This is a genomic window from Bradyrhizobium sp. USDA3010 (assembly GCF_056429065.1).
This window is the reverse complement of the sequence record NZ_JBWJZD010000033.1, coordinates 35,540-50,378: the sequence shown is the minus strand read 5'-3', so window position 1 is coordinate 50,378 and position 14,839 is coordinate 35,540. Positions and strand designations below refer to the sequence as shown.

Sequence of the window (14,839 nt, the reverse complement as noted above, 5' to 3'; positions counted from 1 at the left end):
ATCAGGATGGAGGTTGACATGTATCTGAAAATCAAACGACGCATCGCTGTTGCGGCGCTGCTTCTTGCGATCGGCGCGTCGACTCCAGCACTCGCCTCCACGGCGGCCGCATTCCCGCAGGACTCCGGCCCAAGCAACGTGCCGGTTCAGCTAGAGCGCGGCGAGCTCGTCAGGTTGCGGTCTGGAGGACCCTTGATGACCGTGTCCTCGATCAAGGGCGACCAGGTCCACTGCGTTTGGACCGAGGATCGCGGCCAACCCGCCGATGCGACCTTCCCGGCCGACGTGCTGCAGCGAGCGGCTTTGGAATTACCCTGGAGGTGAGGATGCTGATTACCCTGGTTGCAATTCTCTGCAACGGAACTCTTTGCCTGGAAAAGGTCGTTACCAATAGCGAGCAATCCGGCATCACCATGAAGCGGTGGAGATCAAGCCGACCCCCGGGTTGGTACAGCTAAACCTGTGTTTAATTGGAATGCAGGTTGGCCGCACCCAGTCTTATCTCAAGCAGCATGGCCGCGCTTACCTCCCTGGTGCGTACGCCTGTCTGCCAAGCGGACGGTTTCACGCCCTCCTCCCCGCCTCGGCGGGAAACCGTCCGCCCCTTCGCCAGTTGGCGGAGCTGCTATTGCGAGCGCCTTCGGATTCTCTTCCTGCATCCTGCTCACCCGTCGCGGCCGGGCAAATCACGCGCGACAACCGAACGATCACGGGGTTTCTCCGCGCGCCACATCGGGCTCTCTCCGGCGTTCGGCAGCACCATCGGCTCCGCAACGCCATACGCGAGCCTTCGGCAAGCCAACTCATCGGCGGGCGCAAAGAGCTGGAGATCTTAAACCTGCGTATAATTCCTCCGACCCTTTTTGAATATCGAGCGCTTACCCGCGCACGATTGAGGCCACAATCCTTCCCGCATAGCCTCGCCATCAATCGATCACCCGCACCGAACACCGACGGCGAACGAGCCAAGGCAACCGAGATCCACGCGACACGAAGAGGAGGCACAGATGCGCAATAACTCTCAACATCGCCGTGACATCGCCACCGTGCGCTGCCCGATCTGCGATGGCAGATTTGGCCTTATGCGGCACTATTGCTGAAAGACAGCGTTTTGTTCCGAACGGTGTGTTGGCCGCTTCAAGGCGCGCCAGAATGACGATCGCAAATGGCCATCCTGGCCTTCGGCCGGCTCAAGAGCTCCCATCATTGACTCCAACTCAGGGAGAGGCGCGTGAGGTTCATCCTGGTCAATGGTCGAGTGCCCTGCACTCAGCCCATCTGCGTGATGTGCGAGAATCCGATCTCCCCAGGCTACCTGCGAGAAATCGGGACACGCCTAACCTACTGCAATCATGAATGCTACTCAGAGCATTGCAGTACCGCCATTCGGCTGCTCGAGAGCCGGGCAGTGGTATCGTGAAATTTACTCGCCAACCGGCGGCGCAAGAGGACGTCGCATGAGAGCTTGCACCATGACCCGCGACGAGCCCGGCTACGAGGAATCGGCACTTGCTGCTGTCAAGCCAGGTATCCTGCAGTCGAAGTCGGGGCATTTTCCAACTTCACGCCGGCGGCATCGGAGCTTTGCCTCGAGCCGCCAGACCGCGCCAAAACGGCGGAATGAAGGCGCGGAGATTCCGACTGATTTCGACGGCCTGTCTGTGCCGGCACGCCTTCTCATCGCGGAGATAGCCGGAGAATTGCAATCCCGTGTTGTCTCCAATGAAGCAGGCATTCGTTCGCTCCTGTCGACTGCGGTGGTGAAGCTGATTGATGCGATAGGCGCATTGCCGCAGCAAACACTACGCCCCCTCGGAACAGGCGCTCGCAACTGCCGGATCGGCATCGACGGACTTTTCGGCTCGGCGTCCGCCGCCAAATGACACCGTGCTGCGAGTTGGATCGCTTGAGCTCGACCTCCTTGACCGCACTGCGAAACGCGGCGACCGCCGGATCGATCTGAGACCGCGGGAATTTCAGTTGCTCAAGTACATGATGCAACGCAGCGATACGGTGCTTACGCGGGCGACCCTCTTGACGGAGGTTTGGAGCTACAAGTTCGTGCCGGAGACCAATCTCGTCGACGTCTACATGAGCAAGTTGCGCCGCAAGGTTGACGGTACGAATGAGGCCGCTCTCATTCGGAACGTGCGCGGCGCCGGCTTTGTACTGAGTGCAACGCCCTTTCGAGAACACTCAACAGCGACGATTTTCGAGGTTGCGACGATCTCGTTGGACGAGGCTTCGCGAATGGAGCAACGGCGGCGCAATTGTGAACGTCTACGCCGGGTGCGCGGCACAGCGCACCCAGCCACCAAGCTTGCGAGTTCGAAGAGCCTCCAAATCGGCGACAGCATCGTGCCATCGCGAAAGGCTTCAGCTTCTTGAAAGCTCAATTCCAGTTCTTCAGCAATGGCAATCCGCGAGATGAGCAAATGATTCTCCTGCCTCTTATGACCGCCTGGGTGTGGTTCCAGATCTTGACAGCGTCGGCGCTGCCCGCACCAACTTCGAAATCATGCCATGCGCATGGCTCGCGGGAAGTTCGTTGGTAGACTCTGGTCAGCTGACTGGCCGTTTGTGTCATTCGCTGCCGTGCACCAAGCAGAACCGTCGTGTGCGACGCGTTCAGATGGATGCTGGAGCCAACCGCTTCTGGCAAGCATCACGATGGTAATAAACGACGGACTTCTCGCGCTTACCGGCGGGATTTCGTCGAACGGAGGCGCTCTGCACTTTTGGACAGAACTGCGCGAGCTTTCAATCCCTGAACGAGGTGGAGTGGATAAAATGGACATCGTGCGAAATCGAAAGATTATTCTGCGAGCGGCGACGACAACGTCAGGGGCCTAGCGCGCAGCTAGGTCCGGTCGGAGCGCCTTCCCATCCGTCGATGGCTCCAACTCGCTTTCAATTGGCCTGCCCGTTCGGAACGATCGCCATGGGACTCGGTCCGTTTTCTGCCATATCGAAGAGCTCGGTGGTGCTTGGCCTGCTGTCGGCCTGCATTGTCGTTCTGACAACTGCCTTTGTGCGCCTGCCCGGAGCGCATGCCGGCGCGGCAGGTGTCTCCTCCACGCAGCCCGCGACGTATCTGCCGAGCATCAGCGATCTGATGATTGGCACGATTCAACCCAGGCACGAGCGGATATGGCGAGCCGAACAGGCCGGCGACTGGGATTTCGCCGCCTACGAGTTAGGCAATCTCCGCGGTGCGTTCGGCCGGCTCGGACGCGCGCATCCAATGGAAGAGAACACCCCGTTTGCCGACATGATCGAGTCCGTTATCAAGAAACCGCTCGAGGATCTGAAGAACGCGATCGATCGGAGAGACGACGCCGATTCTGGCAAGGCCTATGACGGGCTCAGCGAAGCCTGCAACTCCTGTCACCAGGCGCCGAATCACGGTACGATCCAGATCGGCCGACCCGCCGGCGCGCCCCAATCAGACCTGATTTTCGGGAAAGCTGGACGGTAGCACCACATCTGTCCGGAGCACCGATCATTTTTGCGGCAAGTTCGATCCATTTGGCTTGTCAGGACAAACGATCTCGATCCGCCCTCCGGGACCGGGATTGATGACCAGCCGGAAGCCATGCAGTTTGATGATGGCCGCCACCAAGCTGAGCCCGAGCCCGACACCCGGCGTGTTGCGCATCTTGTCGGAGCGATAGAATCGCCGTAGCACGGCTTCACGCTCCTGTTCGCTGATACCCGGTCCCGTGTCGGTCACACGCACGATGGCTTCCTTCTCACCCCGCAAAAGCTGCAAGCCGACCCTCCCGCCGGCCGGTGTAAACTTGATCGCATTGTCGACGAGATTCGCCACAGCCTCGAAAAGGAGATCCCGGTCACCCCAAACGTGCAGCTTGCGGTCGATATCCACGCCAAGCTCGATGCTCTTGTCCTCGGCGATTGGCTCGTAGACGTCACATACCTCTCGCAAGATTTCATGAAACGCGACATTGCCGAAACCGGCCGAGCGCCGGCTGTTCTCAATCTCCGTCAGTCGCAGGAGAGCAGTGATGATCGCGAGTGACTGATCGATCCCTCCGATCGCCTTGTCCGTGACTGTCTGAAGCTGCTCCAGGGTGGTTGCATGTGTCCGCCCGCGCTCCAGAGACAATCGGGCGCGGGTCAAGGGAGTTCGCAGATCGTGCGCGATATCGTTGCCAACGCCAGCGAGCGCATTGATCATCGTTTCCATTTCATCGAGCATGCCGTTCACGATCACGGCCAGTCTCGAGAAGGGGTCGTTGACGTTATGATGCGGGAGGCGCTCGCGGAGATCACCGGCGACGATGCGCTGGACGCGCTGATTGACCTCCTCTACCCGCCGCTGCGCGCGCACGCTCAGCCAAGCTCCGGCCAGCAAGCAAAGGCAGAGCGCCGGCAAGAGCCCAAGCGCGAGGGCCTGCCCAACGACGCTGGATATCTCGCGGGTCTCGTCGACGTTCCGCCCCATAACGAGGACTTCACCGTTTTCGAGACGTCTGCCTACCGCCCGAATCAACGGATCACCACCCGGCGATTGGCCGAATGGCGCTACCCGCGCTGCCTGCGCAGTTCCATCGACCCTGAAGTCAGGCGGCAGCGCTTTGAGGTTGCCGGCAAGCCTATTGCCGGCAGCATCGAACATTCCCGCATACTGAACGCCTCGGGAATCCTGGCCAAGATGGTCCGCGATTGCATCGGCGCGGCGATCCCGCGGCAGGGCCGCCATGAAATTGAGCTGTTGAGCGATCATGCGATCGGATCGCGCAATCAGATAGTCGTCGATCTTCCAATAGATGAAACCGAACAGCACGATCATGAACACGGCGAACGCGGCAGCCACCGCCGAGGCCCACCGGAAGGTGTTCGAGCGCATGAGTTGGAGCTGGCGCATCGATCTCGCTGGTTGTTGTTCGGGCCTCATTTCGATCGTCATACCTGCACCGGCGGCGCCTATTATTGCGCCCGCAGGATAAACCCGGAGCCGCGGACATTGTGGATCATCTGTGCTTCCCCGGGACCATCGACCTTGTGCCGCAATCGGCCCATATGCACATCGACCAGATTAGTCGTCGCCGGAACGAACTTGTAATTCCAGACCTCTTCCAGCAACATCGCGCGAGTCAGCAACTGATCACTACGCCGCATCATATATTCGAGCAGGCGAAATTCGCGCGGCAAAAGATCGATCTCCCGTTCGCCGCGCCGGGCGGTACGCTCAATCAGATCGAGCTCGAGAGGGCCGACCCGCAAGGTTGTCCCTCGGCTGTCCGTGGGACGACGGAGAAGCGCTTCTATCCTTGCTATGAGCTCCACGACTGCAAAGGGCTTCGTAAGGTAGTCATCTCCACCGCTTCGCAAGCCCCGCACCCGATCGTCGACGGCGCCGAGCGCGCTCAGCACCAGGACCGGGGTGCCAACCTGCTCCCTGCGCAATGCCTCGATAATCGTAAGCCCGTCCATGCCGGGCAGCATGCGATCGACGATCAGGACGTCGGGATGGAGCGCTCGGGCCTTGTCGAGGCCGTCAATTCCATTTGACGCCCACTCGACCTCAAACCCAAGCTCGCTCAGCTCGGCCACGATCTCCTCGGCCGTTCCGCCGTCGTCCTCGATCAGAAGAACCTTCATCATCAGCTCGATCTTAGATGTGCCAAAGTACCCGGCCGGCTGGCGCGAAATCATATGCTCGCTCGTTGGCAAAGTCATAAGCCACCGTCCAAATTGCCGGATTAGAATAGGCCCGGCCGCGCTATCCAACGACCTGGCTTAGCGCCGCCCGCTTCCGTCTAGCATCCCGCCTTGGCAAAGCACGCCAGAACCTCGGAAAAAGACATAAACCCTCGGCCGAGGCCACGCCACTAAATAGCAATTTAACGAGCTGAGCGGATCGGGGACCACCGGCCAACGCGGCTCCGCCGCCGCGCTTCCGGCAACACTGAAATCGATTTTAGACGACATCCTCCGGCCGGCTGCCTACGTTCCCGGGTACACAATTAAGAGAACGAGCCACCATGCTGGACGACGTCGACGACGAACGAAACGCGAATGGACATCCGCGGGTGGACCCGCGGATGTCCTCCAAAATTGGATTTATCGGGCTCGGCCTGATGGGTACGGCCATGGCGGCCAATCTCGCGGACGACGGGCGCAACGTATGCGCCTATGTACGCCGGCCGGAGCGCATCGGCGACCTCCAGGCGCTCGGCATCGCGGCCACGACGCGTCGATCGGACTTGTTCGACAGCGACATCGTCATCACCATGTTGCCCGACGATGCTGCCGTGCGGAATGTCTTCTTCGGACCTTTTGGGATCTCGGAGTCGTTGCGGCCCGGCGTGATCCATCTGTCGATGAGCACCATCAGCACCGAGGCCTCGACCGCGCTCCTGCTCGAGCACGCGCGTCGCGGTCAGAGCTACGTTGCAGCCCCCGTGTTCGGTAACCCCGACGCAGCCAGAGCGCGCCAGCTGGCCGTCATCATGGCAGGCGACCCGGCGTCCTGTGATCGTTGCCGACCGGTGATGGCTTCGCTCGGACGGACGTTCATCATTGGGACTGATCCCGCGCAGGCCAATCTGATCAAGCTGCTTGGCAACATGATGACGGCAACTACTCTCGAGGTGCTCGGAGAAGTCGTGACCGTGCTGCGGAAGCGTGGACAAGACCCTCAGCAGTTCGTGGACATCATGACTGGGACGATGTTCAACAGCCGCGTCCACAAGAACTATGGCAGCCGGCTCATTGCCGGCAGTTACAAGCCCGGGTTGACAATGCCGTTGGCGCTCAAGGACGTGCGCCTGGCGCTCGCCGAGGCAGAACTGGCCGGAGCTCCGATGCCATCGGTCGGTGTCGTTCGCGATCGGCTGATCACGGGCATTGCTCGCGGCCATGGCGGACTTGACTGGACGGCGCTCGGAATGGTCGCCTCGGAAGAAGCGGGACTATAGGCTCGCCGGTCCGCACGGCGTGAAAGCATCGCCGTCGAACAACTGCCTCGCTCCAGCTTCGCGCCGCGGCCGCGCGGACCACGAACTCCATTATCCTGCATTTTTCCTCATTTGCGCCGACGCGCGATTCCTCGCGCGCGTCGCGTGTTGATTCCGCTTCGCCTATTCCTGAGTCACGCCCGATTGAACGCAAGTGACCGCTTCGTGTGTTTGGCTGATCCGTGATCCGCCCCACCTGCTCGGACAGGCCACTCCTTCACCGGCCTGCTGTTTTCAACGGAGAAGCTCAATGACGAATCTCAAGCTGCTGTCGACTGGACTGATTGCCGTGGCAATGCTGGCAACGCCTGCCATGGCGCGCGAAAGCGCCCACCTTGCCCGGCGGACCGCTGTGGAAGCCAATGTTGCCGCAGCGGACGCGCCGTTCTACTCGGCTGATCACGCCTGCGTTCCGGCGCCGCGCGTCGGCGCATTCGCGACGGCGCCGTGGACCGGCAACAACGTTCCCTGCGAACCGGGCACGGGCGCGTTCTAATCGCATACCGCGGTTTCGGCTTGTTCGACCGCCCCTCTTGCGCCTTCGCGCTTGTAGATTCTCGTCGATCGGCCCACCGACAAAAGCGGGCTGGACACCGTTCCAGCCCGCTTTTTTATTGATCACTCTCACATCAACCGACCGTTTGTTTGGGCTCGACATTTCTCAACTTGCCGCGAGTGGACGTCGCTCCGGTCCTTGTGAAGCCAATTTTAGTGGGTGCGGCTGCCGCGCGTCCCTACTCTTCAAGCATCGCGAAAGCCAGGCCTTGCAGCCGCGTACCAACGCTGCGCGACCGGCGAAAATCCAAACACAGGAGATCCCGATGAAACGAATGATATTGATTTTGGCGACTGCCGCGCTTGCCTCCGCACTGGCTGTCGGCGCGGCCGATGCACGCGGCGGCGGCGGCGGTGGTGGCGGTCACGGCGGAGGTTTCGGCGGCGGCATGGGCGGTGGCGGGCACATGGGCGGCTTCGGAGGAGGCGCGCACATCGGCGGCATCGGCGGTGCAATGGGCGGCGGCGCTCATCTCGGTGGCCTTGACGGCGGGGCGCATGTGGGCGGGTTCGGTGGAGGCGTTCATCCCGGCGGCATCGCAATGCGCGGCGACGTCGGCCGAAGCGGCGGCGATCATCTCGGCCTCGGCGATGGCGGCCATCCGGATGGCGCGGGCATCCACGACCACGGCATGCACCACTACGGCAGATACTCGCGGGGCTACGGCTACTATTATGGCGATCCCAACTGCTACGACTGGTACTCCCTGCATCCCGATCAGCCGCTGCCGCTGAGTTGCGGCTAGTGTGCAGCCCTTGTCTTCGGTCCGGCTGGCTCGCCGTCCGGATCGAGGCCTTCCGAAACTCAATTCAAAGCGACGCTTTGTAGTCCAATCTGCCGGTGTCGCGTCGCCAGCGGTCATGCCTCGGGATTGGCAGGTCAATCCATACCGCGCCGCCAATGTGTCGCTCCGCTCTCGATCTCCAGAGACCGGCACGCAACACAACGTGGCATCGGTATCCGTTCGCGCGGCGATCCCGAATGTCGCCTCGAACAATCAATTGGACGCAGAGCAAAGGAACAACCAATGAACACCGTCCCGAACAACAACATGGAATTCATCGATATTCCCGGCACATCCATCCGCGCATCTCGCGTTGCACTCGGGACGTGGGCGATCGGCGGCTGGATGTGGGGCGGGACCGACGAAAGCGATGCCGTCAAGACGATCCGGGAAGCGCTCGATCGCGGAATCAATCTCATCGACACCGCGCCCGTCTATGGATTCGGTCGCTCCGAGGAGATCGTCGGAGAGGCCCTTTCCGGCGGTCGCCGCAGGATGGCGGTAATCGCCACAAAGGCGGGACTTGACTGGAAGAACGGCAAGCCGTTCCGCAACGCGCGCAAGGCACGCATTGTCGAAGAGGTCGAGAATTCGCTGAAGCGGCTCCGGACGGATGTCATCGATCTCTACCAGGTGCACTGGCCGGACCCGCGGACGCCGATTGCAGAAACCGCCGAAGCTATCGGCGCGCTGCACCGCGAGGGGAAAATTCGGGCAGTCGGCGTCAGCAACTTCAGCCCAGCCCAGATGGAGGAATTCCGCAAGGTCGCGCCGCTTCATACGGCTCAGCCGCCCTACAATCTGTTCGAACGCGCCATCGAGCAGGACGTTCTTCCCTACTGCCAAGAGAAGAATATCGCTCTCCTTGCTTATGGCTCGCTGTGCCGCGGCCTCTTGTCCGGCAGCATGACCAATTCGAGCCAATTCACCGGCGACGACCTGCGAAAGGGCGATCCGAAGTTTCGATCACCACGCTTTCCGCAATATCTTGACGCCGTCAGGCGGCTCGATCAGCTCGCGCGGGAGCGCTTTGGCAAGCGAGTCATCCATCTGGCAGTGCGCTGGGTGCTCGATCGTGGTGAATTGAACATAGCATTGTGGGGTGCCCGGCGCGCCGATCAGCTTTCGCCGATCACCGACGTGCTCGGCTGGCGGATCGATGCGGAAGCGATGGCCGAAATCGATCGCATTCTCAAGGAGACAATCAAGGATCCCATCGGTCCCGAATTCATGGCGCCTCCGGATCGGGGGGCGGTATAATGGACACACGATCCACAATCCAAATCGTAAGCCACGACCGGTTCGACGCGACGACGGCCCAAACATCGGGCTCCCGGCGCTTTGCTGCGATCGGACCGTCGCTCGGCATCAGTTCGACGATCTGGGGCGGCCTCTTCGAGGTTGAACCGGGCGCACGAACCGGAATCCACCATCATGGCGAACAAGATACGATCGCATTCGTGCTGTCAGGCCAGTGCGAAGTTCGCTGGGGCGACAAGGGTGAGTTCTGCGCACGCGCGACGGCTGGCGACTTCATTCACATTCCTGCGTTTCTTCCGCACATGGAGATCAACCCCTCCCACCTTGTTCCGTTTCGGTGGGTGGTGGTTCGCAGCACAGCTGTGCCGATCGTCGTCAACCTGCCCGACGCAATCTGGCCATAGGCCGGGCGACCTTGCCCGACATCTTTGATCTACCCAAGAGAGACGGAACAGACATGGAAGATACAAGCGCCATTTTTCCGACCATGGAGATCACCCGGCGTACCGTCATCGAAACCGGCACCACCGCGCTTCTGCTGAGCAGCCTTCCGCGGGGCATGCTTGCCGCCGAGATCGATCAGGCTGACGCCTCCCCCATGACGATCGAGCTTCGGGTCAACGGCCACCTGCACAATCTCACGCTCGACCCCCGCACAACCTTGCTGGACGCCTTGCGCGAGCGCCTGGCGTTGACCGGCTCGAAGAAGGGATGCGATCACGGCCAGTGCGGCGCCTGCACCGTTCTGGTCGAGGGGCGCCGCATCAATTCGTGCCTTGCGCTTGCGGTCATGCACGACGGCCAATCGATAACCACTGTTGAAGGACTAGCTTACGGCGAGGACCTGCATCCCATCCAGGCCGCGTTCGTCGAACACGACGGATTTCAATGCGGCTACTGCACGTCGGGCCAGATCTGCTCGGCAGTGGGCATGCTGGCCGAAAGCCGCGACGGAGTGCCGAGCTATGTGACAGAGGATCTCACCCGGCCGGCAGCAAAGCTGAGCGATGAAGAAATTCGTGAGCGGATGAGCGGCAACATCTGCCGATGTGCGGCCTACCCGAACATCGTCGCGGCGATCAAGCAGGCAATGGGAGAACAGACGTGAAGGCATTCTCCTACGAGCGCGTGCAATCCGTCACAGATGCAGCTGCTGCGGCGAGCAAGCCCGGCGTCAAGATCATCGCCGGCGGCACCAACCTGCTCGATCTCATGAAGTTGCAGGTGGAGACACCAACGACCCTGGTCGACATCAACCGTCTGCCACTCGACAAGATCGAAGAGACCTCGGAAGGCGGCTTGCGAATCGGCGCGCTGGTCCGCAACAGCGATCTCGCAGCAGATCTGCGGGTGCGGCGGCAATATGGCGTGCTGAGCCGCGCCCTGCTCGCCGGTGCGAGCGCCCAATTGCGCAACAAAGCGACCACGGCAGGCAATCTGCTCCAGCGGACGCGCTGCTACTACTTCTACGACGTCACGAAGCCCTGCAATAAGCGTGTACCCGGCTCGGGTTGTTCGGCGCTCGCGGGCTTCAACCGCATCCATGCGATCATGGGCGGCAGCGAGTCGTGCATCGCGACCCATCCATCGGATATGGCCGTTGCCATGCGCGCACTCGATGCAAGGATCGAGACGATCGATCGCGAAGGCAGATCCCGCACGATCCCGATCGCCGATTTCCACCGGCTCCCAGGCCGCACGCCGGAAATCGAGTCGGCCCTAGGATCGGGCGAGATCGTCACGGCTGTGACGCTGCCTCCGCCGCCGCCCGGCGCCCAGGTCTACCGAAAGGTGCGCGACCGCGCCTCCTACGCCTTTGCGCTGGTTTCAGTGGCCGCCATCGTCGACAGCGTGCGCGGTCGAATCCGCTCGGCGCGGCTCGCCTTCGGCGGTCTCGCCCCCAAGCCGTGGCGCATCGCCGCCGCCGAACAAGGCCTCACGAATGCAGTTGTCGGAGCCAAATCGTTCGATGCAGCCGCGGACGCGGTTCTCGAGGGCGCGCATGGAGCCGGCTCCAACGATTTCAAGATTCCGCTGACCCGCCGCACCCTGCATGCGGTGCTCGGCGACGTCACCCGCATCTGAGGGAACATCGAAATGGACATGGATACACCAGTCGGGGCGAATGCGCTGGATGCCGAGAGGATTGTCGGCAAGCCACTCGATCGTGTCGACGGACGACTGAAGGTCACCGGCGGCGCACGCTACGCCTACGAGATGCAACAGGACGCACTCTACGGGTTTGTCGTTGAAGCTTCGATCGCAAAGGGGCGGATCGCCTCGATCGAAACGGTCTCGGCCGAGCGTGCACCTGGCGTCAAACTGGTGCTCACCTATCGCAACGCTCCCAGGCAGGGCACCGGCAATCATCGAGAGGCGCATCCTGTGCTCACAGGCCCTGTCGTGTCCCGCTACGGCGAACCGGTCGCGTTCGTCGTTGCCGAAACGTTCGAGCAGGCCAGGGCCGCCGCCTTTTTGGTCAACGCGACGTACGATCGGGAGGCGGGACAATACGCCCTGCCTCATTATCTCACGCTGGCCCGCGTCCCGCACCAGCCGGACGGCGCGCCGGCCGACAGCGAAATCGGGGACTTCTCGGACGCGTACGCCAACGCTCCCGTGCAGCTCGACCTGTCCTACAGCACACCGCTGCAGAGCCACGCGATGATGGAGCCGCATGCGACACTCGCGAGGTGGGATGGCGACAAGCTGATCCTGCATACCGCGAACCAGATGCTGAATCAGGGCCGGAAGGCCATCGCCCGAACGTTGAACATCCCGGTCGGAAACGTTCGGCTGGTCAGCCCCTTCATCGGCGGCGGCTTCGGCGGCAAACTATGGGTGAACGCCGATGCCATTCTTGCCGCAATCGCAGCACGATACCTCAAGCAACCCGTCAAGGTCGCGCTTACCAGACAGCAGATCTTCCATGTGACGACGCATCGCTCGGACACCATCCAGCGTATCCGCCTCAGTACCGACCGCGGGGGCCGGATCATCGCAATCGGCCACGACGTGTTCTCCGGCAACTTTCCGTCCGAACAGGTCTACGAGGCTGCCGCGCTTCAAACCCGTTCGCTCTATGCCGGCCCCAATCGGCTGACGCGGCATCGTCTGGTGCCGCTCGACATTCCTGTTGCATCTTCCATGCGCGCCCCCGGCGAGGCAGTCGGCCTGCTCGCGCTGGAGTGCGCCATGGACGAGCTTGCGGAAAAGCTGGAGCTCGATCCGATCGAGTTGCGAGTCCGGAACGAGCCTGCCGAGGACCCCGAAGAGCATATCCCCTACTCCAGTCGCAATTTGGTTGCCTGCATGCGGGAGGGTGCACGTCGGTTTGGCTGGGACGACCGCAATTCGATCCCCGGTCAGGTGAGGGACGGACGGTGGTTGGTCGGAATGGGCATGTCCGCCGCAACCCGAGGCAATCCCCTCCGGTTCTCGAGAGCCAAGGTACGGCTCGATTCCGATGGAGTGGCTACCGTGAAGATGGCAATGACCGATATCGGCACGGGGACCTACACGATCCTGGCACAGATCGCCGCCGAGATGCTGGGATTGCCGATTGAAAGAATACGGGTCGATCTCGGCGATACGAACTTTCCGGAAGCGGCCGGCTCAGGCGGCTCGTTCGGCGCGGCGAGCTCCGGATCGGCGCTGTTCGAGGCGTGCCAGGCCTTGCGCGAGAAACTGGCAGTACGGGCCGGCATGAACCCCGATACAGCGCGTTTTGGCGACGGCCACATCGCAACGGCCGGGCGCTCTGTCGACCTCACGGAGATTGTCGGCTCCGGAATTGAAGCCGATGGCGAAATCAGCCCAGGCCGCAACAATCAGGACTTCTCTCAGCAATCCTATGGCGCCCATTTTGCGGAGGTTGGCGTTGACCGGGATACCGGAGAAGTGCGCGTGCGGCGAATGCTCGGCGTATTCGCGGCCGGTCGCGTGCTGAACGCAAAGACGGCGCGCTCGCAGGCCATTGGCGGAATGGTATTCGGCGTAGGCGCGGCCCTGCATGAGGACCTCGTGCTCGATCCTCGCTTTGGCTACTTCGTCAACCACGACCTGGCCGAGTACCACGTGCCGGTGCATGCGGATATACCGCCGGGCATAGACGCCATCTTCCTTCCGGAGCTGGACCAACGGTCCAATCCGCTGAAGAGCAAGGGAATCGGCGAGCTCGGAATTTGTGGTGCCGGGGCTGCGATCGCCAACGCGATCTACAACGCCTGCGGCGCGAGGATCAGGAACTATCCGATCACACTCGACAAGATCCTCACCAATTTGCCGAAGCAAGCCTGAGCATTTGCTGCGCGGCCATTGAGCTGCGCCGCGGTTGAGGACGAGCGGGCCCGCCTCGGCGGGTCCTTCCGCTTGTTCCCTTTGGGATTGTCGCTGTCGGAGCTCCTGCGATTTTCGTGCAAAGCCGCAAGGGCATCGGTCTGGCGATCGTCAGGTTCAGTGGACCGCTTCCCTGCAATGGAGCACACCCGTGAGATATCGCTTGATCGCCGCCTGCCTTGCCTTCCTCGCGGATGGCGGAGCGCTCGCACAGGTGACAGGAATGGCGCTTCCGACTCCCGTGGTGGGAGCAACTTCTCCGCTCGGCAGCAGTACAGCGTCCCCGATTTCACCCCTTGGGATCGGCCTTGGTGCGACTGAAGTTGCCTCGCCCGGCGTCAGCCCGGCCCCTATGGTCACCGGCAGCATCGCCGCTCCGTCCACCGGCACCGCATGCTCAACCCTCGGTCTCTCGCCGAACGGGATGTACGGCTCGACGTCGACCTATGACGGCGGCGGCATGGCGATGGCTGGATCGACATTAGGCACCGGCGGCGCAGCTGGGAACACGGCAGCATCCATAGACATGTCGTCGGGGATAGCGGCCACCTCGATGTCGACGTTCGGAATGACGCAAAGTTCCGGGATGTCGACCACATCGGGCACGCTCGATACCGCCGGCATGTCGGGCATGTGCGGGTCCGGCTCGAGCAGCATCGCCGCATCTTCGAGCCCGAGTTCGACGGCGCCGACAACGCCCGGCGGCAGTGCCAGGACCGGCATTCCTCTCGGCTCGACGGAGATTAGCAATCTCGGTGTCAGCTCCGCGGCCCTGCTTCCGACGCCGGCAGCACCGCTCGTGACAGGCAGCATCACGCCAATCGTACCGACAGCGCCGACTGTAACCGCGCCCTCCATGGCGCCCGCTTCGATCGCCTCCTCTGGATGCTCGTCCCTGGGCATGTCCGCATCCACAGG

At 62.0% G+C, this 14,839-nt stretch carries 15 protein-coding genes; 11 read left to right on the top strand and 4 right to left on the bottom strand.

Annotated elements, in window-relative coordinates; translation table 11 throughout:
* Positions 1-18: 18 nt before the first annotated feature.
* The 4 genes from AC066Y_RS34555 to AC066Y_RS34540 all read left to right on the top strand — a co-directional run bounded on the left by AC066Y_RS34555 (position 19) and on the right by AC066Y_RS34540 (position 3,478).
* Entirely contained in the window at positions 19-324 is a 306-nt protein-coding gene (locus AC066Y_RS34555) for a DUF2158 domain-containing protein (RefSeq protein ID WP_478277770.1), read from the top strand.
* Between the two features lie 1,148 nt (positions 325-1,472).
* On the top strand, positions 1,473-1,883 hold the full coding sequence (locus AC066Y_RS34550) for a hypothetical protein (protein ID WP_478277769.1): 411 nt from the start codon (positions 1,473-1,475) through the stop codon (positions 1,881-1,883).
* 4 nt (positions 1,884-1,887) lie between these two features.
* Positions 1,888-2,388, top strand: a complete 501-nt coding sequence (locus AC066Y_RS34545; RefSeq protein WP_478277768.1) for a winged helix-turn-helix domain-containing protein — start codon at positions 1,888-1,890, stop codon at positions 2,386-2,388.
* Positions 2,389-2,941: 553 nt separating this feature from the next.
* Entirely contained in the window at positions 2,942-3,478 is a 537-nt protein-coding gene (locus tag AC066Y_RS34540; RefSeq protein ID WP_478277767.1) for a cytochrome family protein, read from the top strand.
* A gap of 24 nt (positions 3,479-3,502) precedes the next feature.
* Here the strand turns inward: AC066Y_RS34540 and AC066Y_RS34535 are convergent, their stop codons facing one another.
* Both AC066Y_RS34535 and AC066Y_RS34530 read right to left on the bottom strand, forming a co-directional pair.
* Positions 3,503-4,888 carry a sensor histidine kinase gene (locus AC066Y_RS34535; RefSeq protein ID WP_478277812.1) on the bottom strand — a complete coding sequence of 462 codons (1,386 nt, stop codon included), beginning with the start codon at positions 4,886-4,888 and terminating at the stop codon, positions 3,503-3,505.
* 62 nt (positions 4,889-4,950) lie between these two features.
* Positions 4,951-5,628, bottom strand: coding sequence for a response regulator transcription factor (locus tag AC066Y_RS34530; RefSeq protein WP_478277811.1), 678 nt, complete (start codon positions 5,626-5,628; stop codon positions 4,951-4,953).
* A 380-nt stretch (positions 5,629-6,008) separates the two neighbouring features.
* Here AC066Y_RS34530 and AC066Y_RS34525 point away from each other — a divergent pair, with 380 nt between their 5' ends.
* Both AC066Y_RS34525 and AC066Y_RS34520 read left to right on the top strand, forming a co-directional pair.
* Positions 6,009-6,944, top strand: coding sequence for an NAD(P)-dependent oxidoreductase (locus tag AC066Y_RS34525; protein ID WP_478277766.1), 936 nt, complete (start codon positions 6,009-6,011; stop codon positions 6,942-6,944).
* Between the two features lie 289 nt (positions 6,945-7,233).
* Positions 7,234-7,479, top strand: a complete 246-nt coding sequence (locus tag AC066Y_RS34520; RefSeq protein ID WP_478277765.1) for a hypothetical protein — start codon at positions 7,234-7,236, stop codon at positions 7,477-7,479.
* 238 nt (positions 7,480-7,717) lie between these two features.
* Here the strand turns inward: AC066Y_RS34520 and AC066Y_RS34515 are convergent, their stop codons facing one another.
* Positions 7,718-8,167, bottom strand: a complete 450-nt coding sequence (locus tag AC066Y_RS34515) for a hypothetical protein (protein WP_478277764.1) — start codon at positions 8,165-8,167, stop codon at positions 7,718-7,720.
* A 399-nt stretch (positions 8,168-8,566) separates the two neighbouring features.
* On the opposite strand from AC066Y_RS34515, the gene AC066Y_RS34510 reads away from it, so the two are divergent.
* From AC066Y_RS34510 to AC066Y_RS34490, 5 genes are read left to right on the top strand one after another with little or no spacing between them, the layout of a single operon-like run.
* Entirely contained in the window at positions 8,567-9,583 is a 1,017-nt protein-coding gene (locus AC066Y_RS34510; protein WP_478277763.1) for an aldo/keto reductase, read from the top strand.
* Positions 9,583-9,987 (top strand): cupin domain-containing protein, encoded by a 405-nt coding sequence (locus tag AC066Y_RS34505; protein ID WP_478277762.1) that lies wholly within the window; start codon positions 9,583-9,585, stop codon positions 9,985-9,987. The genes AC066Y_RS34510 and AC066Y_RS34505 overlap by 1 nt, the downstream gene beginning before the upstream one ends.
* Positions 9,988-10,040: 53 nt before the next feature.
* Complete coding sequence (locus AC066Y_RS34500; protein ID WP_478277761.1) at positions 10,041-10,691, top strand: 2Fe-2S iron-sulfur cluster-binding protein; 651 nt, start codon at positions 10,041-10,043, stop codon at positions 10,689-10,691.
* Positions 10,688-11,668, top strand: coding sequence for an FAD binding domain-containing protein (locus AC066Y_RS34495; protein WP_478277760.1), 981 nt, complete (start codon positions 10,688-10,690; stop codon positions 11,666-11,668). The genes AC066Y_RS34500 and AC066Y_RS34495 overlap by 4 nt, the downstream gene beginning before the upstream one ends.
* Before the next feature lie 12 nt (positions 11,669-11,680).
* Complete coding sequence (locus tag AC066Y_RS34490; RefSeq protein WP_478277759.1) at positions 11,681-13,882, top strand: molybdopterin cofactor-binding domain-containing protein; 2,202 nt, start codon at positions 11,681-11,683, stop codon at positions 13,880-13,882.
* Positions 13,883-14,365: 483 nt separating this feature from the next.
* Here the strand turns inward: AC066Y_RS34490 and AC066Y_RS34485 are convergent, their stop codons facing one another.
* Positions 14,366-14,824 carry a hypothetical protein gene (locus AC066Y_RS34485; RefSeq protein ID WP_478277758.1) on the bottom strand — a complete coding sequence of 153 codons (459 nt, stop codon included), beginning with the start codon at positions 14,822-14,824 and terminating at the stop codon, positions 14,366-14,368.
* Between the last annotated feature and the right edge of the window lie 15 nt (positions 14,825-14,839).

Bases quoted from the DNA above. Each gene is read 5' to 3' on its own strand.
- AC066Y_RS34490 (WP_478277759.1), top strand. From the start codon at position 11,681: ATGGACATGGATACACCAGTCGGGGCGAATGCGCTGGATGCCGAGAGG.
- AC066Y_RS34485 (WP_478277758.1), bottom strand. From the start codon at position 14,824: ATGCCCAGGGACGAGCATCCAGAGGAGGCGATCGAAGCGGGCGCCATG.
- AC066Y_RS34535 (WP_478277812.1), bottom strand. From the start codon at position 4,888: ATGCGCCAGCTCCAACTCATGCGCTCGAACACCTTCCGGTGGGCCTCG.
- AC066Y_RS34525 (WP_478277766.1), top strand. From the start codon at position 6,009: ATGCTGGACGACGTCGACGACGAACGAAACGCGAATGGACATCCGCGG.
- AC066Y_RS34530 (WP_478277811.1), bottom strand. From the start codon at position 5,628: ATGATGAAGGTTCTTCTGATCGAGGACGACGGCGGAACGGCCGAGGAG.
- AC066Y_RS34510 (WP_478277763.1), top strand. From the start codon at position 8,567: ATGAACACCGTCCCGAACAACAACATGGAATTCATCGATATTCCCGGC.
- AC066Y_RS34520 (WP_478277765.1), top strand. From the start codon at position 7,234: ATGACGAATCTCAAGCTGCTGTCGACTGGACTGATTGCCGTGGCAATG.
- AC066Y_RS34505 (WP_478277762.1), top strand. From the start codon at position 9,583: ATGGACACACGATCCACAATCCAAATCGTAAGCCACGACCGGTTCGAC.
- AC066Y_RS34540 (WP_478277767.1), top strand. From the start codon at position 2,942: ATGGGACTCGGTCCGTTTTCTGCCATATCGAAGAGCTCGGTGGTGCTT.
- AC066Y_RS34550 (WP_478277769.1), top strand. From the start codon at position 1,473: ATGACCCGCGACGAGCCCGGCTACGAGGAATCGGCACTTGCTGCTGTC.
- AC066Y_RS34555 (WP_478277770.1), top strand. From the start codon at position 19: ATGTATCTGAAAATCAAACGACGCATCGCTGTTGCGGCGCTGCTTCTT.
- AC066Y_RS34500 (WP_478277761.1), top strand. From the start codon at position 10,041: ATGGAAGATACAAGCGCCATTTTTCCGACCATGGAGATCACCCGGCGT.